This is a genomic window from Archangium violaceum, assembly GCF_016887565.1.
Taxonomy (GTDB): Bacteria; Myxococcota; Myxococcia; order Myxococcales; family Myxococcaceae; genus Archangium; species Archangium violaceum_B.
Genome location: NZ_CP069396.1, coordinates 6,360,879 through 6,386,781 on the forward strand (window position 1 = coordinate 6,360,879; position 25,903 = coordinate 6,386,781).

Consider the following 25,903-nt stretch of genomic DNA (forward strand, 5'->3'; position numbering starts at 1 on the left):
CTGGTTTTCGTGACGTGCCCGTAACCGGATGGCTCAGCGGCGGGCGAGATATAACAGTCTTCAACCCGCAAGCCAATGAAGTCATGCAATAACAGACAAATCCGTGAGAGCTGTAAGGGTGTGAGTCTTTAAGGCTTTTCGAGATTCTGAAAGCCATATCGGGCTTGAGCTTGATTTCCGCGAACTGGGGGTGGGCCTCGAACAGGCCTCGTGCCCACATGGTCCCATATGTGTGCTCGACTCTCGCGGCGGAGGGTCATACAAGGCGGCTCCATCGAGAGTCCGGAAGTGAACAGGGAGTGGATTCATGAGCCAGGCCAGACCCGTTGATGAGGCGGGTGTACCCATCGACTCCGACCGCGCGCAGGACGCCTCCGGCATCGGGGAGGCGCCCACGTTGCGGACGTCCTCTTCCTCGCGCCTGGAGCCACCCCCTCCAGGTCACCTGCTGCCGGTGGTGGACCCCGCGCACTACGCCCTCGAGGGGGAGCTCGCGCACGGCGGCATCGGCCGCATCCTCCGCGCCAGGGATCTGCGGCTCGGCCGGCCCGTGGCCATCAAGCAGATGCTCTCGCCCTCCCCGGAGGCCGAGTCCCGCTTCATGACCGAGGCGTTCGTCACCGCGCGTCTGCAGCACCCCGCCATCGTGCCGGTGTATGAGGCGGGACGCTGGCCGGACGGCGAGCTCTTCTACTCGATGAAGCTCGTCTCCGGCCGCTCGCTGGCGGACGTCGTCTCCGAGCTGAAGACATTGGAGGAGCGGCTGGCCCTGTTGCCCCACGTGTTGGCGGTGGCCGAGGCCATGGCCTACGCGCACTCCGAACGCATCATCCACCGCGACCTCAAGCCGGCCAACATCCTGGTGGGAGGGTTCGGCGAGACGGTGGTCATCGACTGGGGCCTGGCCAAGGATCTCTCGCGCGCGGAGCACACCGCGTCCACGGACGCAGTCAGCTCCGCGGAGGCCGCCGCGGACGGCGCCATGACCCGGGTCGGCACGGTGATGGGAACACCCGCGTACATGCCTCCGGAGCAGGCCGCGGGCCAGCCCGTGGACGAGCGCGCCGACGTGTACGCCCTGGGGGCCATCCTCTATCACCTGCTCGCGGGCTCCCGTCCCTATGACGGGACGACCTCGGATCAGGTGCTGGCTCGGGTGATGAAGGGTCCACCGCCGCCACTGGCCAGCCTCCAGGACTGCATCCCGGGGGATCTGCTGGCCATCGTGACCAAGGCGATGGCGCGCCATCCCGCCGATCGCTACGCCACCGCGCGCGAGCTGGCGGAGGATCTGCGGCGCTTCCAGACGGGTCAGATCGTCGGAGCCTACCAATACTCGTGGATGGAGCTGGTGCGCCGCTTCGTGCGGCGCTACCGGGCCGTGGTGACCGTCACCGCGGTGGCCCTGGCGTTGCTCGCCGCCCTGGGCACGGAGAGCTTCCGCCAGGTCAGGTCCGAGCGCGATGATGCCCAGGCGGCCCGGCGGCAGGCGCAGGCCCAATCCGATGAGCTCCTGCTGACCCAGGCGCGGGACACCGTGGAGGAAGCGCCCAACGACTCGCTCGACTCCCTGCGAGCGCTCTCGCCCGGCTTCGAGAAGTGGTCGGCGGCGCGGACGATCGCCGCGGATGCTCAGGCCCAGGGGTTCGCCAGGGTGCTGCGCGGCCACACCCAGCACGTCAACGACATCGCCTTCACGGCCGACGGCAGATACCTCGTCTCCGCCAGTGACGATCGCACGTTGCGTGTCTGGGACGCCGAGCAGGGCAGGGAACATCAGGTCTTGCGCGGTCACACCGACGAGGTGTGGAGGATCGGGATGCTCCCGAATGGCCAGGGCTTCATCTCCAGCGACAAGGATGGCGTCCTGCGCCAGTGGAACCCCAACGCCGGGGACGGCAAGGCCGAGGTCAAGGTCTTCCCGGCCCTCCCGGGTCCCGTCTCGGCGATCACCGTGGGCTGTCAGGGCCGGTGCCTGCTCGCGGCCACCCAGACGGATGACGTGATCCACCGCTGGGACCTGGCCACGGGCGAGATCCGCACGTTCCACACGGGCGTCCAGGGCATCGAGGACCTGTTGGTCTCGCCGCTCGGCTCCTGGGTGTTCGTGCGAGGCCATCGCAACGCCGTCTCGGCCCTGGGAGACGCGGAGACGGGTTCCTTCCAGGTGTTGGAGCGGTCCCGGCCCACCGTGGGGGGCTTCTCCGCGGACGGCCGCCTCTTCACGGTGGACATGAATGGGGAGCTCCAGGCCTGGAGGCCCGGAGCCACCGAGGGGCAGCTGCTCGCGCGCAACCTCGGCTTCGGTACGGCGCTGGCCTTCGTTCCGGGTACTTCCTGGGTGGCGATCGGTACCCAGGAGGGGGTGATCCGGCTGCTCGACTCCGCCACGGGCCAGATGCGGGAGCTCCACCATCACGAAGGGCTCGTCAACAGCCTGGACGTCACCTCGGACGGCCGCTACCTCGCCTCGGCCAGCGCCGACCGGACAGCGATCCTCTGGGAGCTCGCGACCGGAGAGCCCCGCGTGCTCCGCGGGCCCCGGCAACAAGCCCACCTCGTCCAGTTCTCGCCGGATGACCGGCGGCTGGCCGTCGCCAGCTACACCGGGCAGGTGCGCGTGTTCGCCATGGAGACGAAGCTCCACCGCGTGCTCTCGGCGGTTTCCGCTCCCCAGGCCTCGCTGGTGCTCTCCTCCGACGGCCAGCGGTTGGCCTCGCTGTCCGAGCAGGGCGTCCTACGGCTCCTCGAGGCCTCCTCGGGGAAACCCCTCCTGGAGGCGCCCGGCTTCGCCCCGGGCGCGGTGGGCTTCTCCCCGGATGGCCAGTGGCTGGCCGCGGGTGGACTCGGTGGACGGCTCCACCTGTACGCCGCCGCCACCGGGAGCGCACGGCCCCTTCCTCCTGGACATGCCGCCCGCGTCACGGCGGTCACCTTCTCCGGGGATGGCCAGCGGCTCGCCACGGCGGACGAGAAGGGAGAGGTGTGGCTGTGGGAGCCCGCCTCGGGAAAGGGACACCGCTTCGGAACACACGGCGCGAAGGTGTGGCAGCTCGCGTTCTCACCCGACGGCGGGCAGCTCGCCTCCGCGGGCGAGGACAAGGAGGCGCGGTTGTGGAACGTGACCACGGGCGAGTTCCGGAGCCTGAGCGGTCACCAGGACGCCGTGCGCGCCGTGGCCTTCTCCCCGAAGGGCGAGCTGCTCGTCACGGGCGGAATGGATCACCTCGTGATCTTCTGGGATGTGCGAAGTGGCCAGTACCGTCGCCAGGAGACGAGCGCTGGAGGTGTCCTGGAGCTGAGCTACTCGCCCCTGGGCGATGTGGTGGCCGGCCGTCACCAGAAGGATGGACGCGTGATGCTCTGGGACGGGCGGACGGGGGAGCCGCGTGCCTTGCCCCGAGGACACCAGGGCGATGTCCTGGACCTCGCCTTCTCGCCGGATGGAACGCGCCTGGCCTCGGCGAGTCTGGACAAGACCGTGCGGCTGTGGGACCTGTCCACCGGGGAGAACCGCGCGCTGCGAGGCCACGCCGGGCAGGTGGAGGCGGTGGCCTTCTTCCCGGACGGCAAGACCCTGGCCTCCACTGGCCAGGACGGCAGCATCCGGCTCTGGCCGGACGACCTGCCCCTGGAGCCGAAGGCCCTGCGCGCCTGGCTGATGTCCTTCACGAGCGACGAGCCGCCGGAGAACTCCTGGCATTGAGGCGGGGTGGGCCCGATGGAGGAGCGCCGGGTCGTCACTACGCGTGCAGGCGGTGCCAGTGGATGTGAAGGACATCCCCCAGCTTGAGCGAATCCAGATCGTCCAGGGTGGTGGTCTCGATCTGCGTCTGGCCGTCCCAGGTGCCGTTGGTGCTGGCGGTGTCGATCGCCAGCAGCTCCTCTCCGATCTGGACCAGGAGCAGGTGCACGCGCGAGACATCCTGGAGATCCTCCAGCGGGATTCCGCAGCGCTCGTAGCGGCCCAGCAGCACGCCCTGCTCCAGGCGGTCGAGCGAGATGCGGTGACTCTCCACCTTCTTCTTCCCGTCCAGTCGCAGCTCGCCCCAGGCGGCCTCGGGCCCCTCGTGGTCGCCCAGCATCATCAGCGGGCCCACCCGGGTGATCTGCGTCTGGTACGGCTGGCCGTCCAGCCTCAGGCGCTGGGAGTGCCGGAAACGGGTGGCGCTCGGGGTGCGCCGGTCGATGAACTGGCGCTGAGGGAGGGCACCCCAGGCCTCCTCGGCGCGAGCCGGCCAGGGCGCTTCCGAGGGCCCGCGCGTGGGGACGAAGAGGAGCGCGTACTGCTCCACCGCCGCGTAGAGCATCCCCTGGGCGATCACCGCCGCGCTGGGCTGCCCGTCCTCGGTGCGGAAGGGGTGCTGGGTGTTGAGGTCCCAGAGCCGCGTGACCGGTGCGGCGCCAGGTGACTCGGACCGTGCGTGCACCACCAGCTGCCGCAACGAGACGCTGCCGGACTTGAGCCGGAGTCCGCAGCCGGTGTGCCGGCCGATGATGAGCGAGTCTCCGGATTCGACGAGCACCGCCTCCACCACGCGTGCGCGCTCGTCCACCGCCGCCACCAGCACCGCCGGACATGGGGCGATGCTGGCCAGTTCCCTCAGCCGGTCATGGGCGGCGATGAATGCCTCCCGCGCCCCGAGTGGGCGCGGGCGAAGGTTCATGTCGCTCAACCCCGCGACACGTGTCTTCTCGTTTTCATCCGGCATCCCGCGGCCCCCCCGTCTCCTCGGACAGGAATCCATTCTAACGGAGCGGCCCTGGCTTTTTCAGCCGGGGCTACCCATCGAGGGGCGCGGTGTCTCCGCGTCAATATCGGGAGAGGTAGGCGCGGGAGCCGCCGTCGTTCGCGCCGGGGTTCCAGTAGACCTTGTCCGCCGCACCGCTCCCGTCGAGGTCGGCGAAGAGGTACTCGGTGTTGGAGGACTGGCTCCAGCCCGTGTTGTCCATGAGGGGGGCGCCCGCGAAGCCCGTGGCCGAGCCGAGGTAGACCTGGATGCGGCCCTCGCGATAGTTGGGGCGCCAGAAGAGCTTGTCGGCGTGGCCGTCGCCATTGACGTCGGTGAAGTAGAGGCGCGTCTCGGGCACGCCGCTCGAGCCTCCCGTGTGCGTGCTCAACGCGGTGAACGTGCCGTTGCCGTTCGAGGCGTAGATGCGGGTGCGCCCGGACTCCGCCGCGGGATCCCAGAGGATCTTGTCGGCACGGCCATCGCCGGTGACGTCCGCGAAGTAGAAGTGCGCGTCGCTGTTCTGGCTGCTTCCCGTGTCGGTGTTCGTGTTCGACCAGCGGAAGGTGCCGTCACAGTTCGACAGGTAGATCCGCGCCCGCCCCGAGTCGTAGGTCGGGTTCCAGTAGATCTTGTCCGCGCATTGGTCCCCGGTCAGATCCGCGAAGTAGAAGGTGGTCGCACTGGATTCGCTGCCTCCGTTGTCGTTCGAATTCGACCAGCGGAAGGTGCCGTCACAGTTCGACAGGTAGATCCGCGTATGGCCCGTATCGTAGGTCGGGTTCCAGTAGATCTTGTCCGCGCACCTGTCCCCATTCACATCCGCGAAGTAGAACGTGGTCTTGGTGGACGCGCTCTCTCCGTTGTCGTTCACGACTCCGGTACCGAAGGTGCCGTTGCAGTTGGAGCGGAAGACCTGGGTCGCTCCGCCGAGCAGCGTGGGGTTCCAGGCCAGCTTGTCCGCGCAGCCGTCACCCGTCACGTCCGCGAAGTAGAGCCGCGTGCTCGCCGAGCTCCCGCTGCCGTGCGTATCCACCGTCGAGCCCGTCTGGAACACCGCGGGCCGGATGGTCGCCATCACGGCGAAGTGATCCGACGGCGTGATGCCGTCGTACGTGCTCCTGTCGATCAACGGGTCCGACGTGGTCATGTCCCCGCCGCTCACCAGGATGTAGTCGAGTCGTGTGTAGCTCGTGCTCGGGCTCTTCCAGGAGCTGTTGAAGGTCGCGGTGTCGTCGGTCGTCTCACCGGTATGACGCGCCGAGCGGAACAGCGCGGGAGAGCCCTCCGACTCCAGGATGGAGATGGAGGTGTCACCCGCCCAGCTCGGGTGCTGCGGGTCGGAGTTGAAATCACCGAACACGACGACGGAGCGACCCAGGGCCTTCTCGGTGATGACGGTGCGAATCTGCTCGGCGTTCTTCTCACGTGCCAGGCCGCACGCCCCGGAATGGGCCGGGTGCGAGTTGACCAGGAAGTACTGGCGGCCCGAGAGCTTGTCATCCAGCTTGATCCACGACGCGGTCCGCCCGGAGGCGTTCGGGTAGCACGCGTCGGATGCCGAGTACGGATTGGGGATGCTGAAGTAGCCCTGCACGTCGGTGCCGGCGGCCAGCTGGAACCGGCTCCGGCGATAGAAGATCATCTTCGGGCTGCCGTTCGGCGGCTTGTAGTAGTCGTAGGACGCCTGGAAGGCATTGATCAGGTCGTTCTGGATGACCGTGGCCGAGGCCTCCTGCACACCGAAGATGTCCGGGTTCCTCGCGGAGATGAGCTTGATGACGTTGGGGCTCCGCCGCGTCCAGGTGTAGGCGCCCGTGTCGTCCGCGTTCACCTGCCGGACGTTGTAGGTCATCACGGTGAAGGGCCGGTGGTCCACGGTCGCGGTCACGGCCGACTCGTGGTTCGCGAGCTCGAGCTGCTGGGGGCCGTCGAGCTCCCCGGGTCCACAGCTGGATCCCAGGGCGATCAGGACCAGGCCCTGGAGATACTTGCCGATGTTCATTGCTGCTCCTCGTGGGGGGGTTCACCCATGAGGAGGGGCCGGCGCCGCCGCCGTCTCAAGAAAATGAATCAAGAGGGGAGGGTGGACCTCTTCGCGGGGCGGGCGAGCGTGGTGGCCGTGAGCGCGAGCAGGAAGACGGGCGCGGTGAAGGTCCCGGGCAGGCGCGCGAACTTCTCCCAGAGGCCCACCACCATGGCGGCCCAGAAGACGTCCTGGAGGATCGTCACTCCCAGGGCCACGGTGCGAAGCAGGGGGAGCGCGTGCCCATGATGGATTCTCAAGAGGTGGAAGATCCCCGTGAAGAGCAGCGTCGTGCCTCCGTTGAACCACCAGAAGGCCGGCTCCTGGAGCACGGGGAAGAACACGGGCGTGGAGGCCCACTGCATGACGCCCAGGACCAGGAGGCCCCAGGCGAGCACTCGATCGACGCGGTGGAGCATGGCTCGCCCCAGCCTACGGCCTCCCGATGCCGGTGTACCAGAAGCCGAGTGCGCGCAGCTCCCTGGACTCCCAGATGTTGCGGCCGTCGAGGAGCGTGGGGGTCCGCATGAGGCGCTTGACGCGAGCGAAGTCCGGCTGCCGGTACTCCCGCCACTCGGTGACGAGCGCGAGGGCGTCGGCGCCCTCGGCGGCCTGGTACATGTCCTCGCAGTACGTGATGCGGTCGCCGAGGAGCGCACGCACGTTGTCCATGGCCTCCGGATCATGCGCGCGCACCCGGGCTCCGGCCTCGAGCAGCTCGTGGATCAACACGAGCGCGGGCGACTCGCGGATGTCGTCGGTCTGGGGCTTGAACGCGAGCCCCCATACCGCCACCGTCCGGCCCTCGAGCGCGCCGTCCAGGTGACGGCGGAGCTTCTCGAACAGCAGCCGCTTCTGCCGCTTGTTCACGGACTCGACCGCGCGCACCACCTCGAGCTCGTGTCCCACGCCCCGCCCGATGTGCAGCAGCGCCGAGATGTCCTTGGGGAAGCACGAGCCGCCGAAGCCCGCGCCCGGATACAGGAACCTGGGGCCCACGCGCGGATCGGCGCCCACCGCCTTGCGCACCCGCTCGATGTCCGCGCCCAGCTTCTCGCTGAGCACGGCCAGGTCGTTCATGAACGAGATGCGCGTGGCGAGCATGGCGTTGGCCGCGTACTTGGTCAGCTCGGCCGAGCGCGCGTCCATCGTGTGGATGTCCTCGCTCGTGCGGACGAGCGGGGTGTACAGGCCCCTCAGCACCTCGAGAGCGCGCGCGTTGTTCGAACCGATCACCACGCGATCGGGCTTCATGAAGTCCTCGATCGCCGCTCCCTCCTTCAAGAACTCCGGATTGGACGCGACGCCGAAGGGCTGCTCCGTGTAGCGGCGGATGATCTCCTCGATGCGATCGGCGGTGCCCACCGGCACGGTGCTCTTGGTGACCACCACCTTGAAGCCATTCAGGTTCTGGCCGATCGTCTCGGCGACCGCGAACACCGCGGACAGATCCGCGGAGCCGTCCGCCGCGGGGGGCGTGCCCACGGCGATGATGACGACCTCGGCGGCGCGGATCGCGGAGGCGATGTCGGTCGAGAACGTCAGGCGCCCCGCCTGGGCGTTGGCGGCCAGGAGGGTGTCGAGCCCGGGCTCGTAGATGGGCACCTCGCCGCGCTTCAGGCGCGCGATCTTGGATGCATCGACGTCCACGCAGGTGACGTCGTTCCCGATGTTGGCGAACCCCACGCCGGCCACGAGGCCGACGTAACCCGTTCCAATGACAGCAAGATGCATGTGACTTCCCATGGTGCTGAGGGTGATGCGAGAGACGTCTCTATTCGCTCGCGACCGGGGTCTCCGGACGGTTCGCCTTGCGCAGAGGGAGCTCTCGGGTGAACAAGGCCAGCAGCAGCGCGCACAGCCCCAGGGGCAGTGCCCAGTCATAGACGCGCGTCACCGCCTGGACGAACGAGCGGCTCACCGCCGTCTGGCCAGCATGGACGAGCGCACGTTCCTTCTCGTCGGCGCCCGGCTCACTCTGGAGGGCGTCGTAGGAGCCCTCCTGCACCATCCCGCCCTTCTGGAGGCGAGCCGGGTCGAACCGGTGATCGAACCGCTCGCGCATGGCCACGGGGACCTCGGCGCGCACGGGCTCGAGCTCGGTCGTGAGCGCATGTGCCAGCGCGCTGGTGAGGATGATACCGAAGACCGCGCTGCCCATGGCCTGCCCGAGCTGCTGGAAGAACTGCCGCCCCGCCGTGGCGCTGCCCACCTGATCGAGCGGCACGGCGTTCTGGATGGACAGGGTGAGCATCGGCAGCACGGGGCCCATGCCGCAGCCGAAGACGAACGTGCGCACGCCGATGTCCCAGAGCGTGCTCTCCACCGTGAGCGTGCTCAGCAGGAACAGCCCCAGGCACAGCATCACGAGGCCGCCCACGATGACCACCTTGTAGCGCCCGGTGCGGCCCACCCAGCGCGCCGTCACCAGCGACGTCAGCACCACGGCGGCGGTGAGCGGCATCATCGCCATTCCCGCCTCCCGCGCCGTGGCGCCAAGCCCGTTGACGGCGAGGACCGACATGAAGAGCAGGGCGGCGAAGAACGCCGCGCCGGTGCACACCGATGTCAGGCACACCAGTACGAACACCCGGCTGCGGAACAGCGCGAACGGGATGATCGCATGCGGGGTGCGCCGCTCGACGAGGATGAACAGCACCAGCCCCACCAGCGACAGGGCGAGCATCCCGAGCACCTCGGGTGACAGCCAGGCCTCGAGCGGCCGGTTCCCCCGCAGCGTGAGCAGGAAGGGCACCGTCGCGACGATCAGCAGGAAGGCCCCGAGCCAGTCCACCTTGCTGGACAGACCGCTGTGCAGGCGCGGCATCTTGCCGACGATGAACGCGACCGCGATGGCGCCGAGCGGCAGGTTGATGAAGAACACCCAGCGCCAGCCCACCGTGTCCGTGAGCGTGCCGCCCAGGATCGGTCCGATGATGCTGGAGGCGGCGAACACCGTGCCGAAGATGCCCTGGTAGCGCGCGCGCTCGGCGGGGACGAACAGGTCCGCCGGGACGGCGAAGGCGGTGGAGGTGATCGCCGCCGCCCCCATCCCCTGGATGCCCCGGAAGATGACCAGCGCGAGCATGGAGCCCGCCAGGCCGCACAGCACCGAGCCCAGCAGGAAGATGCCGATCCCCGCGAGGATGACCGTCTTGCGGCCGAAGCTGTCCGACAGCTTGCCGTAGATGGGCACCAGGGTGGTGCTGGCGAGCAGATAGGACGTCGAGGTCCACGCGAAGAGCTCCATTCCCTGGAGCTCGGAGACGATGCGCGGCAGGGCCGTGGCGACGATCGTCTGGTCGAGCGCGGCCAGGAACAGGCCCATCATCACGCCAGCGAGGACGAGCGCCTTCGTGCGCGGCGAGAGCGTGCTCGCGTAATCGATGCGCTCGCCGGGCATCGTCCCGGGGGTGGTAGCGGTCAGATTCATGGAAGTCCCAGTCGCTCGTCAGGCCGCGGAGGCCCGGGCCGTGGCGTTCGCTCTCCCCTCGTAGGCGAGCTGCTCGAGCGCTCGGGCGGCGACCTGCTCTTCCTTGAGCTGCTTGATCTCCGCGGAGGCGCGCCGCGCGCGGGCACGGATGCCTTCGTCCGCCAGGAGCGCCTGCAGCTCGGCGCGGATCGTCTCGGGCGTCGCCTTGTCCAGCGGGAGGTGGCGTCCGAGTCCCGAGCGCTGCACCATGGCCGCGTTCAGATGCTGGTCGCCGAAGAGGGGGATGACCAGCATGGGCAGTCCGTAGGTCAGGGCTCGCCCCACCGCTCCCCAGCCGCCGTGGGTGATCAGCACTCGCGCCTGGGGGAACACCGTGTCGTGCGGGACGTACCGCTCGATACGGATATGGGCCCCCAGCCCGACGGGGATGTCCCGGGCACCCGCGGCCGTGGCGAGGACGGGGACGTTCATCGGCGCGACGGCCTCCAGCACCCTCCGGAACAAGCCGTCATCCTTGGGGGTCGTCGTCGTGCTGATGACCACGGTCCCGGGCTCGATGCGCGGCGCCTCCTCGCGAGCCTTGGCGGGCACGTTGAAGGTCGTCGGCCCGGCGAAGACCTGGTTGTCGCGGAGCGGGATGTCACCGACGAGTCCCCGATGGGCCATGATGATGTGGAGCCTGGGCGAGACCATCGCCCGGATGAGCTCCGCCGTGCGGCCGGTATAGGGCGGCAGGCCGAGCCTGGCCCGCGGCTCGCGCAGCGACAGGAACTGGTTGAAGAGCGCATGCGCCGCCGCGGGCACCTTGCCGAAGTGACTCATCGGCGGCTGCACGTTGAACATCAGCGGCAGCTCGTCGCGCGTGAGGAGGGTGCCCAGGTTCCCGGCGCTCGCCCAGGGGATGCCGGCGCGCTCCGCGGCCCAGGCCGCCCCCACCTCGAAGAAGTCGTAGAGCACGCAGTCCACCTGCTCGCGCCGCAGCACGGGCTCGAGCTCACGCGCCAGCTGGACGTTGTTCGCCTGCGTGAAGAAGCGGATGAGCGAGAGGAAGAGTGGAAACCGCGGCATCCATCGCGGCAGCTCGGCGTTCTGTGCGAGCGCCGTGAGGTCCTGAATATCCAGCTGGTGCTCGTAGGGAAGGTGTTCCGCGCCGGAGGCCTTCACCTCGGCCGCGGCGGCGGCCTTCGCCTTGACCAGCACCCGGTGGCCCCGGGAGGTGAGCTGCTGTGCCAGGTCGAGGATGCGCAGGAAGTGTCCCGGCGCGGTCGAGCTCGTCAGCAAGAACGTCGCGGGCTTGCGTGAAGCATCAGGGGGCGTGGTCATGTTCGTTCTGCTCTGAAGGTGGGGGGCGGGAGAGGGCACACGGCCCATGCGATGAACCGCAACTCAAAGTTGCGATGCCGTATACCCATGCCGTATCCGCATCGCAACAAGGAGTTGCGGTCGCGAATGTTGAGATTGCGCGAAGCGGAAGGGGTGTGCGATGCAGTGGGGAGCGAGCGGGCGATCCATGGGAGCGAAGAGGAAATCCTCGAAGAAGCGTGTGCTGGTGCGCGGCGAGCCGGTGGTGCGAGGTGTCCTCGAGGCCACGCTCGAGGAGCTCGCCCTGGTCGGCTACGGCGCGCTCCGGATCGAGGACGTGGCCGCGCGCGCCGGGGTCAACAAGACCACCATCTACCGGCGCTGGCCGATGAAGCAGGAGCTCGTGGATGCGGCCCTCCACTCGGTCACCGTCGCGCGGATCATCCAGCCGGATACGGGCTCGCTCCGTGGCGATCTGCTCGAGATCGGGCGCCACATGGCCACGCTCATGAGCTCAGCGGAGGGCCAGGCGCTCAGGCGCATCCTCATCGCCGAGGAGCGCAACCCGGAGTTCATGGCCATCGCCGGGCTGCTCCGTGAATCCATGGACGCCCTGCCGCTTCCCGTCATCGAGGCAGCCAGGACACGAGGCGAGCTGGCCCCGGGCCTCGAGTCCGTGCTGCCCTTCCAGGTCCTGGCGGCCTCCGTTCAGCATCGGCTCTTCATGGAACGCCGGGGCATCGACGAGGGCTATCTCGAGCAGCTGGTCGATCTGATCCTCCTGGGCGCGCTGGCGCCGGACAAGCGGAAGTAGGGCGGGGTGGTCCTACACTCCGCATGGCCGTTGGCGTCCCCGTCGTGTCAGACCCGTGGTGCAAATTCCCGTCAGCACTGAACAGCTGGACAGAGGGGGTTGCACATGAAGACCACGGGAATCCGTTCGGGCATTCGCTGGATGTCATTGCTCTTGTCGCTCGCGGGAGTCGGCCAGGCCGCCGCCGAGCCCCTGCAGGAGGGCAACGTGCTGATCAGCACGGGCAACTCCGTCTACGAGTACACCCGGGAGGGCGCATGGGTGCGCACGCTCCCCGTTCCCTATCCCACGGGGACGCGGCCGGCGACGGAGTACGTCCGGGACATGGTGGTGGATGCCGATGGCAACCTCCAGGTCTACAACGGCACGTTCGATCCGTACCTGAGCCGCTACGACGTGGCCGTGGGGGGTTGGGATCACTCGACGTACGCGGGCTGGAGCACGGCCAACAACGTGAGCTACGGCGGTATCGCCCGCCACGGCGACTCCGTCTTCGTCACGGACATGATGACCTATGGCACCGGCGACGAGCCGAAGGGCCTGGTGCGCTTCAATCTCCTCTCGGGTGGGGCCCAGCGCTTCGCGGACACCGTCGACTTCATCGACGTCACAGTGGGCCTGGACGGGCTGGTGTATGGCCTCGCGTATGACGAGTACCGCATCTACGTCTACGATCCGAACACCCTGGCGCAGGTGCGCACGCTCTCGCTGCCCTTCGGCCTGTCCATCCGGGGCATCGCCGTCAGCAAGACGGGGGAGATCTACGGCGCCTCGTGGAATGACTCCATCTACCGCTTCAGCTCCACCGGAGCGCAGCTCGGGGTCGTCCCCACTGGGGCCTATGACCTGACCGACATCGATCTCTCGGAGGATGGAACGCTGGTCGCGGGCTCACGCTTCGGGAAGATCATCTTCACGGACCTGACGCTGAGCGGTGTTCGCTCCTTCTCCGTGGGCGGCTCGGAGGCGTTCGTCACGTTCGTTCCACCCGGGGGTCCCTCCCTGGGCACCGACAACCTGCTGGTCTCCTCGGCGAACTCCCTCACCGAGTACACCTCGAGCGGGAGCCTCGTTCGCAGCGTTCCCATTTCCTCGAATGATCGGGCGAGGGATCTCATCGTCAGCGCCAAGGATCGCGTCGAGATCTACAACGGCACGTTCGATCCGTACCTGAGCCGCTACGACGTGGGCGCGGAGAGCTGGGTCCATTGGACGTACGCGGGCTGGAGCACGGCCAACAACGTGAGCTACGGCGGCATCGCCAGTCACGGCGACTCCGTCTTCGTCACGGACATGATGACCTATGGCACCGGCGACGAGCCGAAGGGCCTGGTGCGCTTCAACCTCCTCACGGGTGGGGCCCAGCGCTTCGCGGACACCGTCGACTTCATCGACGTCACCGTGGGCCTGGACGGGCTGGTGTATGGCCTCGCGTACGACGAGTACCGCATCTATGTCTATGACCCGGTCACCCTGGCGCAGGTGCGCACCATCTCGCTGCCCTTCAACCTGTCCATCCGGGGCATCGCCGTCAGCAAGACGGGGGAGATCTACGGCGCCTCGTGGAATGACTCCATCTACCGCTTCAGCTCCACCGGAGTGCAGCTCGCGGTCGTCCCCACCGGGGTCTACGACCTGATCGACATCGACATCTCGCCCTCCAATGCCCAGGTGGCGGTGGGCTCGCGCTTCGGGACGGTCATCCTCACGGACCTGTCGCTGGGCAACCTCCGGTCCTTCTCGGCGGGAAGCTCGGAGGCGTTCGTCTCCTTCACCGTCCCGGCCTTCCCCTCGTACTGAGGCCAGGACCCCGCCTCGCGACCCTCGCGCTCCGTCATTCCCTCCACTCCAGGAGTATGAGGGGGCGCCTTTGTTCCGCGAGGCCCGTTGGCTATGATTCGGCGTCACGGAACGAGGTCACGGCTCCACGCGTGTCCTCGCTCCGTCACCCCCCATGCCGTCTCCCGCCCGCGTCACCCGGACCTCGGAAGCCGAGGTCCCATCGTCTCCTGTCGCCCTGCTGGTGCTCTCCCTCTCGGGACTGGGGCTCTGGTGGGGGCCTCGGCTGACCCGGCGCACCGCTCCTCCCTCTCGCGATTCATGACCATGCTTCGACTCCCTCGCTCCAGGCGAGCCTTCCTCTGGTCGTGCTCGCTCTCCCTGCTCTGTCATGCCCTCCCCGTGGGGGCCCAGGAGCGGTCCGAGGAGGAACCTCCCTCCGACCCGGACTCCCAGGCGGAGACGTTGGTGACGTCCTCCAGCGTTCCCAAGCCCCTGCTGCCCGCCTCGCGCGTGGGCTCGGAGGTGACGGCGGAGGAGCTGTCCCGCCGCCCCGCGCGCTCCACGCCGGAGGCGCTCCTGGAGGAGGAGGGCATCTTCGTCCAGCGCACCAACCACGCGGGCGGCCATCCCATCATCCGCGGCCTGCTCGGCCACCAGGTGCTCATCATGGTGGACGGCGTGCGCCTCAACAACGCCGTCACGCGCTCCGGCCCCAACCAGTACCTCAACACCGTCGACCCGTTCCTCGTCGATCGTCTGGAAGTGGTGCGGGGCCCGTCCTCGGTGCTCTACGGCTCGGACGCGCTGGGGGGCGTCGTCAACGTCCTCACCCTGACGCCGCGCTTCGCCTCCGAGGGCGAGCGGCGCTTTCCCGCCAGCATCCGGGCCCAGGCCGGGAGCGCGGACCTCAGCCTCCAGGGCAGCCTGCGCCTGGGCGTGGAGTTGCCGGACACCGCGGCGCTCGGCGTGGTGACGGGGCGTGACTTCAATGACCTGCGGGGCGGGGCGGCCATCGGCGTCCAGCGCTACACGGGCTATACCGAGTACGACGCGGCGGTGAAGGTGCGCCAGCGGCTGGCCCCCGGCGCCATCCTCCTGGTGCAGTATCAGGCCGCGCGCCAGGGCGATGCTCCGCGCACGGACCGCTCGGTGCCCGGCGACTTCCGCGTCTTCTCCCTCCAGGAGCGGGACTTCCTCCATGGCCAGCTCACCGTGAGCGGGGCCGGACCCTTCCACCGCATCCGCGTGGACGCGAGCGCGCTGCGGCAGGGCGAGCGCACGGACCGCTTCCGCGTCTCCCGCGACCGCATCGAGCGCGAGGACTCGAACGTCTGGACGTTCGGCCTGCGCGCCGAGGGCGAGCGGGGCCTGGCGTGGAACGGCGCGAGCCTGCGCGTGGGCGCCGACGTCTTCCACGACAAGGTGACGGGCGGGGCCTCCCGGGGCGCCATCCTCGTGCCGGTGGACTTCTCTCCGCGTCCGGAGCTGGCGCGCTACCCGGGCTCGCCCACCTCGCTGGCCGCGGGCCTCTTCGGCCTCTTCCAGATGGATCTCGGCACGGACGCGACGGGGCACGTGGGCGCGAGGGCGCAGCTCAACCGCATCCATCTCCCCGAGGACGACCGGCTGGCCCTGCAGTTCCCCGGCAGCCCCGTGCTGACGGCCTCCAACGCGCAGGCCCTGGGCGTGGCGGGCGAGCTGGGCTTCCAACAGCGGGTGAGCGAGGACCTCACGCTCTTCACCAACCTTGGTACGGGCTTCCGCGCGCCCAACGTGGACGACTACCTGCGCCTGGGCGCGGAGGGGCCGGGCTACGTGTTGCCCAGCCGCGAGCTGTCCCCCGAGTACTCGTACACCGCCGAGGTGGGCGGGCGCTTCCAGCGGGGCGAGGTGGCGCGGGTGCAGGCCGTGTATGCCTATACCTATATCGACGGTCTGGTGACGGCGGTGCCCGGTGCGCTCAATGGCGAGACGCATACCCCGGACGGGCTGGCCTACCTGGTGCGGACGAACGCGGACCACGCGCAGGTGCACGCGGTGGAGCTCTCCGGGCAGGTGCGGCCCGTGCGCTCGGTGACGCTGCTCGCGCGGGCCGCATGGGTCCTCTCTTCACAGAAGCGGTTGGATCCGCTGCGGCCCGAAGCGCCGGCCGAGACCGAGTCGTACTCCAAGTCCCCACCGCTCAACGGGCTGGTGCGCGCCACCTGGGAGCCGGTGGACTTCGCCTTCGTCGAGGGGGTGCTCCAGTGGGCGGCGAAGCAGGAGCGGCTGAGCGCGGCGGACCGCGAGGACATCCGCATCTGCCCCGAGTCGCCCGACTGCCAGGGGACACCCGGGTGGGCGGCGGTGCACCTGCGGGCCGGAGCGAGCTGGCGCTGGTTCACCGCGACGCTGGAGCTGCGCAACCTCACCGATGCCTCGTACCGCGCGCACGCCTCGGGCGTGGACGCGCCGGGCCGCTCGGTGACGCTCGCGCTGGAGGGCCGCCTGTGAGGAAGAGGTTGTCGTGGGCCGTGCTGCTCGGAGTCCTGGGTTGCCACTCGGGCCTGGGGACGCCGTGTGACGCGGAGACGAAGTGTCCCGAGGGCCTGGTGTGCTCCTTCCCGCCACCGCCGAAGGAGGGAGGGGAGGGCCTGAAGGGGCTGTGTGACTACCCGCTTCGTGGCCAGGACGAGCCCTGCTCCCAGGCCGCCGAGTGCGAGACGGCCCTGACGTGCTCCAACCACTTCGAGCCGAACACGCGCTATGGCCGCTGCGTGCCCGGGCGGGCCTCGGGCGAGGCGTGCTTCCAGGATCGCGACTGCGCCACGGGGACGTGCGAGGGCGCGAGTGGCTCCGCGCTCGACGGCACCTGCGCGGGCTGAGGGGCGCGTTGAATGAAAAGGGGCCCGGGCCGTGTGGCCCGGACCCCCATGACTTCAGAGCGGAGCGCTCCGGACTACGGCATCAGCTCCCAGACCGAGCGGCCGAAGGTGCCGGCGCGCACGAGGCTGGAGTCCTGGAGGATCTCCAGGTCGGTCACGTTCACCAGCGGCATGCCGGTGCCGAAGCGGCTCCACGTGGCGCCCGCGTCGGTGGAGCGGTACACGCCCAGGTGCGTGGCGGCGTACACCGTGGTGTTGCTGCCCGGATCCACGGTGATGCTGTTGACCGGGACGCCGGACGGCAGGCCGCTCTCGCTCACCGCCCAGGTGGCGCCGAAGTCCGTGGACTTCCAGGCGTGGGCCTTGGTCCCGTCCGGCGCGACCGAGGAGACGTAGAGGGTGTTGGGGTTGGTCGGGTCGAACTCCACGTCGCTCAGGCTCAGGCCGTTGTTGGGCAGCGCCGCGGCCTGGGTCCAGCTCGTGCCGCCGTTGTTGGTGAGGAACACGCGGCCGGCGTTGGCGACGATGCCGAGGATGCTGCCGTTGCTCTTCGCCGTGCCGATGCCGCGGATGAAGATGTCGGTGGGCAGGCCAGTGGTGCCCAGCGCGCTCCACGAGCTGGCGTAGTTGGTCGACTTGTACACCTTGGTGTTCACGAAGGTGTAGACGGTGTTGCCCGTCGCGTCGCCCTTCCAGGTCGTCAGCACGGTGTTGAACGGCGCCGAGCTGCTGTTGTTGCTCTCGGTGATGCCGGTGCTGGCCGAGGCGAAGTTCAGGCCGCCGTCGGTGCTCTTGTAGATGCGGGAGTAGTACAGCGTGCCGAGCATCTGCTTGCCGTTGGTGGCGTGGATGTCGCAGCCGAAGCCGTCGCCGCCGAGCTCCTGGTTGTAGACGCTGGTGGAGCCCACGCGCACGCGGGTGCCGTTGTCCTGCAGGCCCGCGATGACGGCGCTGCGGTCACCCGCCGATGCGCCGATGTCGTAGATGAGGTGCGAGGCGATGCCCACGTTGAGCGTGTCCGTGAAGCTGGTGCCCGCGTTGCTCGTCAGGAAGACGCCGCCGTCGTTGCCCACGTACAGCTTGCCGCCCGTCGGGTCGAAGGCCGCGGCGTGGAAGTCCGCGTGCACGTACGGCAGGCTGAACTGGCCGAGCCAGTTGGTGACCTGGGCGTAGGTCGAGCCGCCGTCGGTGGTCTTCGCCATGTGCAGCGCGCCGCCGAAGTAGACCAGGTTGGGGTTGGTCGGGTGGACGATGATCATCTGATCGTACCAACCCTGGGTGTTGAAGAGGGCACTCACCTGGCGCGCCTCGGTGTTGCCGTTGGAGTAGCGCTTGCTGGCCGCGCCGAGCGCCGTGAAGCTGGTGCCGCCGTTGGTGGACTTGAAGATGTCCGCCAGGTTGCCGCTGGGGTTGGAGGCCAGCACGTACACGGTGGTGGGGCTGGAGGGCGCCGTGGCGACGGTCATGCGCTCCAGGCCTGCCGAGGAGGTGACGCCGGTGGAGCGCGTCCACGTGGCCCCGTTGTCGGCCGTCACCCACACCTGGCCCTGGGTGTTGCCACTGGCGGCGGAGGGCTGGGCCTCGAGGGTGATGATGAACTTCGAGCCGCCCGCGTGGGCGATGGACCAGCCGGAGGGCGTCTCCGTGTAGCCGGTGGCCAGGCTCACCTGGGACCAGGTGGCGCCCGCGTCCACCGAGCGGAAGATGCCCGCGTTGGTGGTGGCCAGCACGATGTTGCCGTTGCCCGGCACCACCTGGATGTCGGTGATGGAGGTGGCGTTGCCCAGGTACACCGGGGCGAACCAGGTGTTGCCGCCGTCGGTGGACTTCACCAGGCCGATGCCGGTGCCGTCGAACGGATCTCCCAGGCCCAGGTACAGCACCTGGCTGTTGTTGGGGTCCATCTCCAGGCTGCCGACGGACAGGCTGCCCAGCGTCTCCGTCCTGGGCGTCCAGGTGGTGCCGCCGTCGGTGGACTTCCAGACGCCGCCGCCCGAGAAGGCCACGTAGAGGGTATTGGGGTTGGTCGGGTCGACGATGATGTTGCGCACCCGGCCCGCGTCCGTCTTGTTCAGCGAATAGCTGCCGTTCTGCAGGTAGTCGGCCTTGGTGGGGCCGATGTTCACCCACGTGGTGCCCGTGGCCGCGACGGTCGCGGTCGGGTCCGTCACCGCGGTGATGGTCGAGGAGCTGCCCGGGAGCTGCGAGGCATACTTCTCACGCTCCTTGCGCGCCGCCTCGTTCATGAACTTGCGGAACTCGAGCGACCACGGCCCGCCCTTCTTCGCCTTCTTCGCCTTGCCGTAGGCCTCGTTGTACCACTGGTCCCGGAACTCACGCCGGGCGTTGGCGTCGTCCCGGTCATGCTCCCGCTCGGCGGCCAGCGAGGACAGGGGGGCGAGGGTCACGGCGATGGCCGCGGCGAACAACCGGCGCCAGCTCTTCTGCGAACGCATTTCACGGCTCCTTGAGGTCCTGGACTTCTCAGCGAGGACCCCCGGAAACGGTTATCGCCCACAATTCTTGAGAATTCCAGATGGATGAGAATTCCAGCCTTGGAGCTTCCGGACCGGGCGTCACGGCGTGTTGAGGGCTGCCATCCGCGTGCCGACCGCGTGCAGTCGCTGGCGCAGGGACAGCGGCTCGAGGACCTCGACGCCATCGCCCAAGCCGCTGAGCTGGTCGACGGCGACGTCCTCGCTCTCCAAGAGGAGGTCCACCGTGCGCCAGCCGTCCGCGTCTGGCGGCCCGGCGGCGTCGAGCATCCGGCGGACGGCATCATGTGGGACCAGGTGGGGCAGGAGCTTCTGGGCGCGAGCCGAGAGGCGGACGCGGCAGGGGTAGGTGAGCAGGGACGCGTCGAACTCCGCCGAAGATTGGGCCCACCATGCGGCGAGGTCGAAGTCTTCCGGGCGGACGAACGTCTCGTCCCGGACCTGGGCCCGGTGGATCCGGCTGAGCCGGTACGTCTTGAGCTCCCCGCGGTGCCGGGCGATCAGGTACCAGGTGCCCGACTTGAGGACGAGCCCGAGCGGGTCCACGCGGCGGATGACGGAGTGTGAGCCGTAGTGGATGTCGAGCTGGTGGCCCGTCCAGACGGCCTCGGCGGCGGCGGGCAGCGCGTCGAGCTGCTCGGGCCGGGAGAACCAGCCGGGCGCGTCGAGCAGGAACCGCTCCCGGATCCGGCCCGCCCGGCCTCGCAGCTCCGAGGGAAGGGTGGCATCCACCTTGGCCCTGGCGCTCACGGCGACCGTGGCCAGGCCCAGGTCGGTGAGGGCCTGCGGAGCCCCGGACAGGAACAGGGCGGTCGCCTCGTCGGCGGTCAGGCCGTCGAGGCGCGTGCGCCAGCCCTCGACCAGACGGATTCCACCGTGCGGACCCGGCTCGGTCCAGACGGGAACGCCAGCCGCCATCAGCGCGGCCACGTCGCGGTAGAGCGTGCGGACGGAGACCTCCAGCTCGGCGGCGAGCTCCGCCGCCGTGGCGTGTCCGCGCCGTTGGAGATTGAGGAGGAGGGCGAGCAATCGACTGGAACGCATCGTCCGCCACCCTGCCAGAGAATCCCTGACAGGAGTTGTCAGGGATGCCGTGGCAGGCTGAAGACCATGACACGGACCCAATACTACGTAGCGGCCAGTATCGACGGTTACATCGCCGACGCGGACGGTCGTCTGGACTGGCTCTTCCAGTTCAACGACGCGCAGGGGGTGACCGAGCACTACACGAAGTTCCTCTCGGGCGTGGGGGCATTGGCGATGGGCGCCGCGACCTACGAGTTCATCCTCGCCGAGCTCCGGGAAGCCTGGCCCTACGCCGGCATTCCCACCTGGGTGTTCACCCATCGCGAGCTGCCCGGCTACCCGGGGGCGGACATCCGCTTCACCACCGAGGACGTGGGCGCCGTCCACGAGCAGATGGTCCGGGCGGCGGGGGAGAAGAACATCTGGTTGATGGGCGGCGGCAACCTCGTGGCCCAGTTCTCGAAGCGAGGACTCCTGGACGAGCTGCTGCTCGGCGTCGCTCCCGTCATCCTCGGAGGTGGGATTCCGCTGCTGCCCGCCCGCCTGCCGGGTCCGCTCGAGCTCCAGGGCATCACCCGCTTCGGCCAGGGCATGGTCGAGCTGCGGTACGAGATTCCCCGCGGCGCTGGCGGCGCCTCCGGAGAACCCTACCCGAAAAGTCACAATCCGGGGTAGTCTTCGGAGTCACCGTGGAAGCGGGGTGCCGCTTCGCGGGTTCTGACCACGAAGGTAGGGGGCGCGGACATGGGGAAAGGGAAGAAGCCGGCGACGTACGAGGACATCGAGGCGCTGCCGGTCGGGTGGGTGGGGGAGATCCTCGAGGACGAGCTGGTGGCCTCGCCGCGGCCAGCCCTGCCACATGCCCGGGTGTCATCGGCGCTCAATGCCTTGTTGAGCACGGCTTTCGATCTGGAGCACCCGGGGACACGGGGAGGGTGGTGGATTCTTTCCGAGCCAGAGCTCCATCTGGGCCGGGACATCGTGGTGCCGGACCTCGCGGGCTGGCGGCGCGATCGGATGCCAGACCCCTCCTTCATGGACGAGCCTTTCGCGACGGTGGCTCCCGATTGGGTGTGTGAGGTGCTCTCGCCCTCCACCGTCCGTGTCGACAGGGAGCGCAAGCTGCCGTTCTACCACCGTGAGGGCGTGAGCCATGTCTGGTTCATCGATCCGCTGACGCGCACCCTGGAGATCCGCCACCGCCGGGAGCGGGACTGGTTGCTCACCGCCAGCCATCGCGGCGACGGGGAGGTCCGCGCCGAACCGTTCGACGTGCTCCTGTTGAGGCTGGGTGCCCTGTGGTTGCCCCGCCCTGGCGCAACGCCGGCTCCCGTCATTTGAACAGCTCGAGCAACGCGGGCACGGTGAGCACCGCCGTGTAGTAGCCCATGAACTGCACGCCCGTGTTGAATCCGAGGGTGCGCGACAACAGCCCGCCGAGCAGTCCCATCGTCAGGATCACCAGCAGCCCCAGCAACTGGCCTTCCCAGACGCTGATGACGATGATCAGACCGACGAAGGTGGAGATGATGGCCTCGTGGCTCACCTTGCGCGAGACGAACAGCGCCGCCCGCCGTGCATGGTTCATGGCGAACGGGTAGGACACCAGCGCCGCCAGCACCACGGACAGCATGCCGTAACCCAGGAACTCCCAGTGACTGAGCAGGTCGTGCAGGTTGTGCGTCTGCCCGGTGGCGGTATCCACCGTGAAACGCGGAGGCGCGTTGAACAGCGGTGCCGCCGGGCCGGCGGCCACCGGACTCAAGGGCAGGCCGAAAGCGATCAGCGGAATCAGCACTTCGGCGATGTAGGTGGCCTCGGTCACCCCGTTGCGCGCGGCCAGCACGGTGGTCAGCCGGTGATAGGCATGCTTGATGCGCGAGCCCACGGCCTCGCCCATCACCACCGTCATCGCCACCGGGCTGAACACGAACGTGGCGCTCGACACCGCCGCGGCGGCGAGCGTCCAGCGGATCTGCGTGGCATCGAGCACCTTGAACGGGTTGGGGAAATAACCCGACCAGCTCTTGACGTCCGGAGCCAGCGAGAACGTCCGGACATGGTCGCGGCGCATGCGCGGACCCTCGAGCGGGGAGAGCACCGAGAACAGATCGGCCACCAGCGGGCCGATGGCGATTCCGAGGAAGTAGCTCACGCTGAGCTTGACGCCACGGCTGGCGGTGAACGCCTGCAGCGCCACGATGACGAGGACGAAGGGCACCAGCGCGACCACGGATGCCCAGCGACCGCCAGACAGGTAGGCGATCAGCACCGCGGCCGTCACGAAGATCCACGGCGCCGACTTCGAGATGGCGCCGCCAAAGGGCGCGAGCAGCAAGGCGAACGACACCGCCAGCGGCACCGCGAGGAAGGCGGCGAGGAGCCCTCCGGACACCATCTTGCGCAGCGCGATGTGCGGCACGCCGAGGTTGCGCAGGATGTTGGCGTCCTGCAGCAGTGGAATGGCGGTGGTGTCACCGGGAATGCCGAGCAGTGCGGTGGGGACGGCATGCGTCATGTGCTTGGCGACAGCCCCGGCGAGAAAGAAGGTGAAGACGCCCGCCGGCGGCACGCCCAGCAGCGCGACCAACAGGGTCGGCGGCGCGAGCGTCGTCGTCTCGTCGGTCCCGGAGATCAATCCGATGGCGGTGAACACCACCGCACCGAGCAGCCCCATGGCCGCGGCGACCAGGATTTGATTCAGGAGGTCCGCTTGCACTACCGCTCCTCCATCGCCCGGGGCGCCGCCTGGGGCATTTCCGCCACCTGGGCTCGTGCCGACGAGGAAGAGGCCGAGGCCGCGTCGGACGCGACCGGCTGGAAGTTCGCGAACAGCTCGTAGAGGTGCAGTGCCTTCAGCTCATCCACCACCGGGGGTGGCAGCTCGGCGACCGCTCCGAGTCCGCCGGACTGCGCGGCGAGCTCGTTCAGCACCTCCTGGCGCCACGACGGATCGGCCGCCCCGTCCTCCACCACCACGCGCTTGGGAGGGAAGAGGACCCCGCAGATGATGCCAGACAGAACGCAGCCGCCCAGACCGGCCAGCATCGCGTAGGCACGTGCGAGCGCGGCACTGTCAACCCGGTCCGCCAGGAGTCGGCTGGCCAGGAGGAAGCAGGCCAGGCTCACGACGAGTCCGATACCGATGGACCACGCCAGGTGCCGCAGATCGACCGTATCGCCCCATACCTCGGCCAGGTGCCCGTGCCGCAGGTCGTGTTTCTTCATTCGTTCGTCTCCGCTCCGTCTCATCGGGGCCAGGGTCCGATGGCAAGCGGCATCATCATAGGCGCTCAGGCCGGATCGCCGAGGCCCCTGCGCGTCTCGAATACCGCCTCCGTCCAGTGCGGTTGGCCGCATCGATCGCAGGGGCCCGTGGGTTTCTCCGAGCGCTGCTCCACGCAGCCACACACGGGGCGGAGCCGTCGCCGCGCGAGCCGCCTGGGCGGCAACGAGGCGAACGGCTTCCAGGCTGATACGTCAGCAGAACCAGCCGTTCTGCACCCAGCCATCGACGCCACAGCCGCCCCAGGCATGCCCGTACACCCACTCGCCCTGGGCGCTGTAGATGGTGAAGGACTTCAAGAAGGTAATTCGCGTGAGGACTGTAATAACTACAATCCTTGTAAGAACGTTCTTGCGAGGATTGATTGTGAGAGTGGTTTTTCCCTGGATCTTCCGCGTGTCGATTTTTCGCGAGCCAGGGGACAGGCGCCGGGCGTTGTGGGTCGCCCCGCGAGTCCGGGCGTGATAGCCCCTCATGTGTGAGCAACTCCTTCAAGTCCCTCGGTCTCTCTCCTGAATCCCTCGATGCGGTGCGGCGCGCCCGCTTCGCCTCTCCCACCCCCATTCAGGCCCAGGCCATTCCTCCGGCGCTCGCCGGGCGGGACGTCATCGGCTGCGCGGCCACGGGGACGGGCAAGACGGCCGCCTACCTGCTGCCCCTGGTCGAGCGCCTGGTCGGTGAGCCGGGTCCGGCAGGGCTGGTGCTCGCCCCCACGCGCGAGCTGGTGCAGCAGATCGCCGACGAGGCCGCCTTCTTCGGTGAGCCGCGCGGTATCGCCCGGGCGGTGGTCATCGGGGGCACGGACATGGGCGCGCAGGTGGAGGCGCTGCGCCAGCGGCCCTCGCTGATCCTCGCCACCCCGGGCCGGCTGGCCGACCTGCTGAAGGCGGGCGCGGTGAACCTCTCGACGGTGCGCATGCTCGTGCTGGACGAGGCGGATCGGATGCTGGAGATGGGCTTCATGCCCGAGCTGTCGCAAATCCTCGCCGCGCTGCCCCGCGAGCGCCAGACGCTCCTGTTCTCCGCCACCTTGGGCCATAACGTGACGCGCTTCGCCCAGGAGGTGCTGCGCCGGCCCGTCCGGGTGGAGGTCACTCCGAGCGGAACTCCCGCCGCGCGCGCCGTGCAGCGGGCGTACGAGGTCGATCCGATGGAGAAGTACCCGCTGCTGCTCAGCCTGCTCGCGAGGGATCAGCTGAGCGCGATCGTCTTCACCCGCACCCGGGAGCGCGCCGAGAAGGTGCAGGAGATCCTCAAGCGCGCGGGCCACAAGAGCGCGCTCATCCACTCCGACCGCACGCAGGGACAGCGTCGTCAGGCGCTCGAGGGCTTCCGGCGGGGGCAGTACCGCTGCCTGGTGGCCACGGATATCGCGTCACGCGGGCTGGACGTGGATGACATCGGCCACGTCATCAACTTCGACCTGCCACACTCCCCGGAGGACTACGTCCACCGGATCGGCCGCACGGCGCGAGCTGGTGCCAGCGGGCGCGCCTCGACCTTCGTCACCGAGCGAGACGAGGAGACGGTGCGCGCCATCGAGCGCATCATCCGCATGGACCTGCCGCGCGCCGAGGTGCCGCGGGAGGACTCCGTCTTCCGTGAGGAGATGGAGACGTTCCGGGCCGGGCGGGAGGAAAACGACCCGCTGGCGGTCCTGGAGGACAAGCGCCCCCGCGCCCCGGAGAAGGCCCGTGCACGCCCCGTCCGCGCGAGCGAGGGCCGGGAGCGCCGTGGCGGGGACGACAGCCGTCGTGAGGCTCCGGGTCGTGGAAGGGCTTCCACCCGTGGGACGGACCGCCCGTCCGCTCCGCGCAAGGAGCGCCCGGCGGGACGGGACACCGCCCGTGGTGGAGCGAGGGATGCGCGCGGCCGGAGCGCCGGGCAGGGAAGGAGCGCCGGGCAGGGAAGGAGCGCCGGGCAGGGAAGGAGCGCCGGGCAGGGAAGGAGCGCCGGGCAGGGAAGGAGCGCCGGGCAGGGAAGGAGCGCCGGGCAGGAGAGAAGTGGCGCCCGTGGTGCGGCGCGCCCGGGAGGCAAGGGGGGAGGGCGAGGGGGTGGTTCGTCACGCGGGGCGGGCCCGTCCCCTCGTGGCCGTAGCGGCGGGGGACGGCGGGGCCGGTAGCCTCGTGGGCCCCGGTTGCCCGC

At 69.0% G+C, this 25,903-nt stretch carries 18 protein-coding genes; 8 read left to right on the forward strand and 10 right to left on the reverse strand.

Annotated features, from left to right (window positions below; all coding sequences use genetic code 11):
- The first annotated feature begins 307 nt into the window (after positions 1 to 307).
- Positions 308 to 3,706, forward strand: coding sequence for a WD40 repeat domain-containing serine/threonine protein kinase (locus JRI60_RS25575; RefSeq protein WP_204228495.1), 3,399 nt, complete (start codon positions 308 to 310; stop codon positions 3,704 to 3,706).
- Between the two features lie 37 nt (positions 3,707 to 3,743).
- Here JRI60_RS25575 and JRI60_RS25580 read toward each other — a convergent pair whose 3' ends face one another.
- From JRI60_RS25580 to JRI60_RS25605, 6 genes are all read right to left on the reverse strand, one after another.
- Positions 3,744 to 4,712 (reverse strand): FHA domain-containing protein, encoded by a 969-nt coding sequence (locus JRI60_RS25580; protein WP_204228496.1) that lies wholly within the window; start codon positions 4,710 to 4,712, stop codon positions 3,744 to 3,746.
- A 100-nt stretch (positions 4,713 to 4,812) separates the two neighbouring features.
- Positions 4,813 to 6,735 carry an FG-GAP-like repeat-containing protein gene (locus JRI60_RS25585; RefSeq protein ID WP_204228497.1) on the reverse strand — a complete coding sequence of 641 codons (1,923 nt, stop codon included), beginning with the start codon at positions 6,733 to 6,735 and terminating at the stop codon, positions 4,813 to 4,815.
- A 68-nt stretch (positions 6,736 to 6,803) separates the two neighbouring features.
- Positions 6,804 to 7,175 (reverse strand): hypothetical protein, encoded by a 372-nt coding sequence (locus tag JRI60_RS25590; RefSeq protein ID WP_204228498.1) that lies wholly within the window; start codon positions 7,173 to 7,175, stop codon positions 6,804 to 6,806.
- Between the two features lie 13 nt (positions 7,176 to 7,188).
- Positions 7,189 to 8,490, reverse strand: coding sequence for a UDP-glucose dehydrogenase family protein (locus JRI60_RS25595; protein ID WP_204228499.1), 1,302 nt, complete (start codon positions 8,488 to 8,490; stop codon positions 7,189 to 7,191).
- Between the two features lie 40 nt (positions 8,491 to 8,530).
- The gene (locus JRI60_RS25600) at positions 8,531 to 10,189 is read right to left on the reverse strand and encodes an MDR family MFS transporter (protein WP_204228500.1); all 1,659 of its coding nucleotides are present in this window, start codon (positions 10,187 to 10,189) and stop codon (positions 8,531 to 8,533) included.
- 18 nt (positions 10,190 to 10,207) lie between these two features.
- On the reverse strand, positions 10,208 to 11,512 hold the full coding sequence (locus JRI60_RS25605) for a glycosyltransferase (RefSeq protein ID WP_204228501.1): 1,305 nt from the start codon (positions 11,510 to 11,512) through the stop codon (positions 10,208 to 10,210).
- A gap of 187 nt (positions 11,513 to 11,699) precedes the next feature.
- On the opposite strand from JRI60_RS25605, the gene JRI60_RS25610 reads away from it, so the two are divergent.
- The 4 genes from JRI60_RS25610 (at position 11,700) to JRI60_RS25625 (ending at position 16,951) form a co-directional block, all read left to right on the forward strand.
- Positions 11,700 to 12,305 carry a TetR/AcrR family transcriptional regulator gene (locus tag JRI60_RS25610; protein ID WP_239470723.1) on the forward strand — a complete coding sequence of 202 codons (606 nt, stop codon included), beginning with the start codon at positions 11,700 to 11,702 and terminating at the stop codon, positions 12,303 to 12,305.
- 105 nt (positions 12,306 to 12,410) lie between these two features.
- Complete coding sequence (locus JRI60_RS25615; RefSeq protein WP_204228502.1) at positions 12,411 to 14,105, forward strand: hypothetical protein; 1,695 nt, start codon at positions 12,411 to 12,413, stop codon at positions 14,103 to 14,105.
- A 306-nt stretch (positions 14,106 to 14,411) separates the two neighbouring features.
- A complete protein-coding gene (locus tag JRI60_RS25620; protein WP_204228503.1) occupies positions 14,412 to 16,580 on the forward strand; it encodes a TonB-dependent receptor in 2,169 nt (722 codons plus the stop codon).
- Entirely contained in the window at positions 16,577 to 16,951 is a 375-nt protein-coding gene (locus JRI60_RS25625; RefSeq protein WP_204228504.1) for a hypothetical protein, read from the forward strand. Before JRI60_RS25620 ends, JRI60_RS25625 begins: the two co-directional genes overlap by 4 nt.
- 74 nt (positions 16,952 to 17,025) lie before the next feature.
- Here the strand turns inward: JRI60_RS25625 and JRI60_RS25630 are convergent, their stop codons facing one another.
- On the reverse strand, positions 17,026 to 19,407 hold the full coding sequence (locus JRI60_RS25630) for a WD40/YVTN/BNR-like repeat-containing protein (protein ID WP_204228505.1): 2,382 nt from the start codon (positions 19,405 to 19,407) through the stop codon (positions 17,026 to 17,028).
- Positions 19,408 to 19,527: 120 nt separating this feature from the next.
- Entirely contained in the window at positions 19,528 to 20,490 is a 963-nt protein-coding gene (locus tag JRI60_RS25635; RefSeq protein ID WP_204228506.1) for a helix-turn-helix transcriptional regulator, read from the reverse strand.
- A gap of 66 nt (positions 20,491 to 20,556) precedes the next feature.
- Here JRI60_RS25635 and JRI60_RS25640 point away from each other — a divergent pair, with 66 nt between their 5' ends.
- On the forward strand, positions 20,557 to 21,147 hold the full coding sequence (locus JRI60_RS25640) for a dihydrofolate reductase family protein (protein WP_204228507.1): 591 nt from the start codon (positions 20,557 to 20,559) through the stop codon (positions 21,145 to 21,147).
- Between the two features lie 69 nt (positions 21,148 to 21,216).
- The gene (locus JRI60_RS25645) at positions 21,217 to 21,813 is read left to right on the forward strand and encodes a Uma2 family endonuclease (protein ID WP_204228508.1); all 597 of its coding nucleotides are present in this window, start codon (positions 21,217 to 21,219) and stop codon (positions 21,811 to 21,813) included.
- Here the strand turns inward: JRI60_RS25645 and JRI60_RS25650 are convergent.
- Positions 21,806 to 23,191 carry a tripartite tricarboxylate transporter permease gene (locus tag JRI60_RS25650; protein ID WP_204228509.1) on the reverse strand — a complete coding sequence of 462 codons (1,386 nt, stop codon included), beginning with the start codon at positions 23,189 to 23,191 and terminating at the stop codon, positions 21,806 to 21,808. The two genes, JRI60_RS25645 and JRI60_RS25650, sit on opposite strands and share 8 nt — an antisense overlap.
- On the reverse strand, positions 23,191 to 23,700 hold the full coding sequence (locus JRI60_RS25655) for a hypothetical protein (RefSeq protein ID WP_204228510.1): 510 nt from the start codon (positions 23,698 to 23,700) through the stop codon (positions 23,191 to 23,193). The genes JRI60_RS25650 and JRI60_RS25655 overlap by 1 nt, the downstream gene beginning before the upstream one ends.
- A gap of 536 nt (positions 23,701 to 24,236) precedes the next feature.
- Here JRI60_RS25655 and JRI60_RS25660 point away from each other — a divergent pair.
- Complete coding sequence (locus JRI60_RS25660) at positions 24,237 to 25,880, forward strand: DEAD/DEAH box helicase (RefSeq protein WP_204228511.1); 1,644 nt, start codon at positions 24,237 to 24,239, stop codon at positions 25,878 to 25,880.
- Positions 25,881 to 25,903: the final 23 nt, after the last annotated feature.

Coding starts and splice junctions, on each gene's coding strand:
- JRI60_RS25575 (WP_204228495.1), top strand. CDS start 308: ATGAGCCAGGCCAGACCCGTTGATGAGGCGGGTGTACCCATCGACTCC.
- JRI60_RS25580 (WP_204228496.1), bottom strand. CDS start 4,712: ATGCCGGATGAAAACGAGAAGACACGTGTCGCGGGGTTGAGCGACATG.
- JRI60_RS25585 (WP_204228497.1), bottom strand. CDS start 6,735: ATGAACATCGGCAAGTATCTCCAGGGCCTGGTCCTGATCGCCCTGGGA.
- JRI60_RS25590 (WP_204228498.1), bottom strand. CDS start 7,175: ATGCTCCACCGCGTCGATCGAGTGCTCGCCTGGGGCCTCCTGGTCCTG.
- JRI60_RS25595 (WP_204228499.1), bottom strand. CDS start 8,490: ATGCATCTTGCTGTCATTGGAACGGGTTACGTCGGCCTCGTGGCCGGC.
- JRI60_RS25600 (WP_204228500.1), bottom strand. CDS start 10,189: ATGAATCTGACCGCTACCACCCCCGGGACGATGCCCGGCGAGCGCATC.
- JRI60_RS25605 (WP_204228501.1), bottom strand. CDS start 11,512: ATGACCACGCCCCCTGATGCTTCACGCAAGCCCGCGACGTTCTTGCTG.
- JRI60_RS25610 (WP_239470723.1), top strand. CDS start 11,700: ATGGGAGCGAAGAGGAAATCCTCGAAGAAGCGTGTGCTGGTGCGCGGC.
- JRI60_RS25615 (WP_204228502.1), top strand. CDS start 12,411: ATGAAGACCACGGGAATCCGTTCGGGCATTCGCTGGATGTCATTGCTC.
- JRI60_RS25620 (WP_204228503.1), top strand. CDS start 14,412: ATGCTTCGACTCCCTCGCTCCAGGCGAGCCTTCCTCTGGTCGTGCTCG.
- JRI60_RS25630 (WP_204228505.1), bottom strand. CDS start 19,407: ATGCGTTCGCAGAAGAGCTGGCGCCGGTTGTTCGCCGCGGCCATCGCC.
- JRI60_RS25635 (WP_204228506.1), bottom strand. CDS start 20,490: ATGCGTTCCAGTCGATTGCTCGCCCTCCTCCTCAATCTCCAACGGCGC.
- JRI60_RS25640 (WP_204228507.1), top strand. CDS start 20,557: ATGACACGGACCCAATACTACGTAGCGGCCAGTATCGACGGTTACATC.
- JRI60_RS25645 (WP_204228508.1), top strand. CDS start 21,217: ATGGGGAAAGGGAAGAAGCCGGCGACGTACGAGGACATCGAGGCGCTG.
- JRI60_RS25655 (WP_204228510.1), bottom strand. CDS start 23,700: ATGAAGAAACACGACCTGCGGCACGGGCACCTGGCCGAGGTATGGGGC.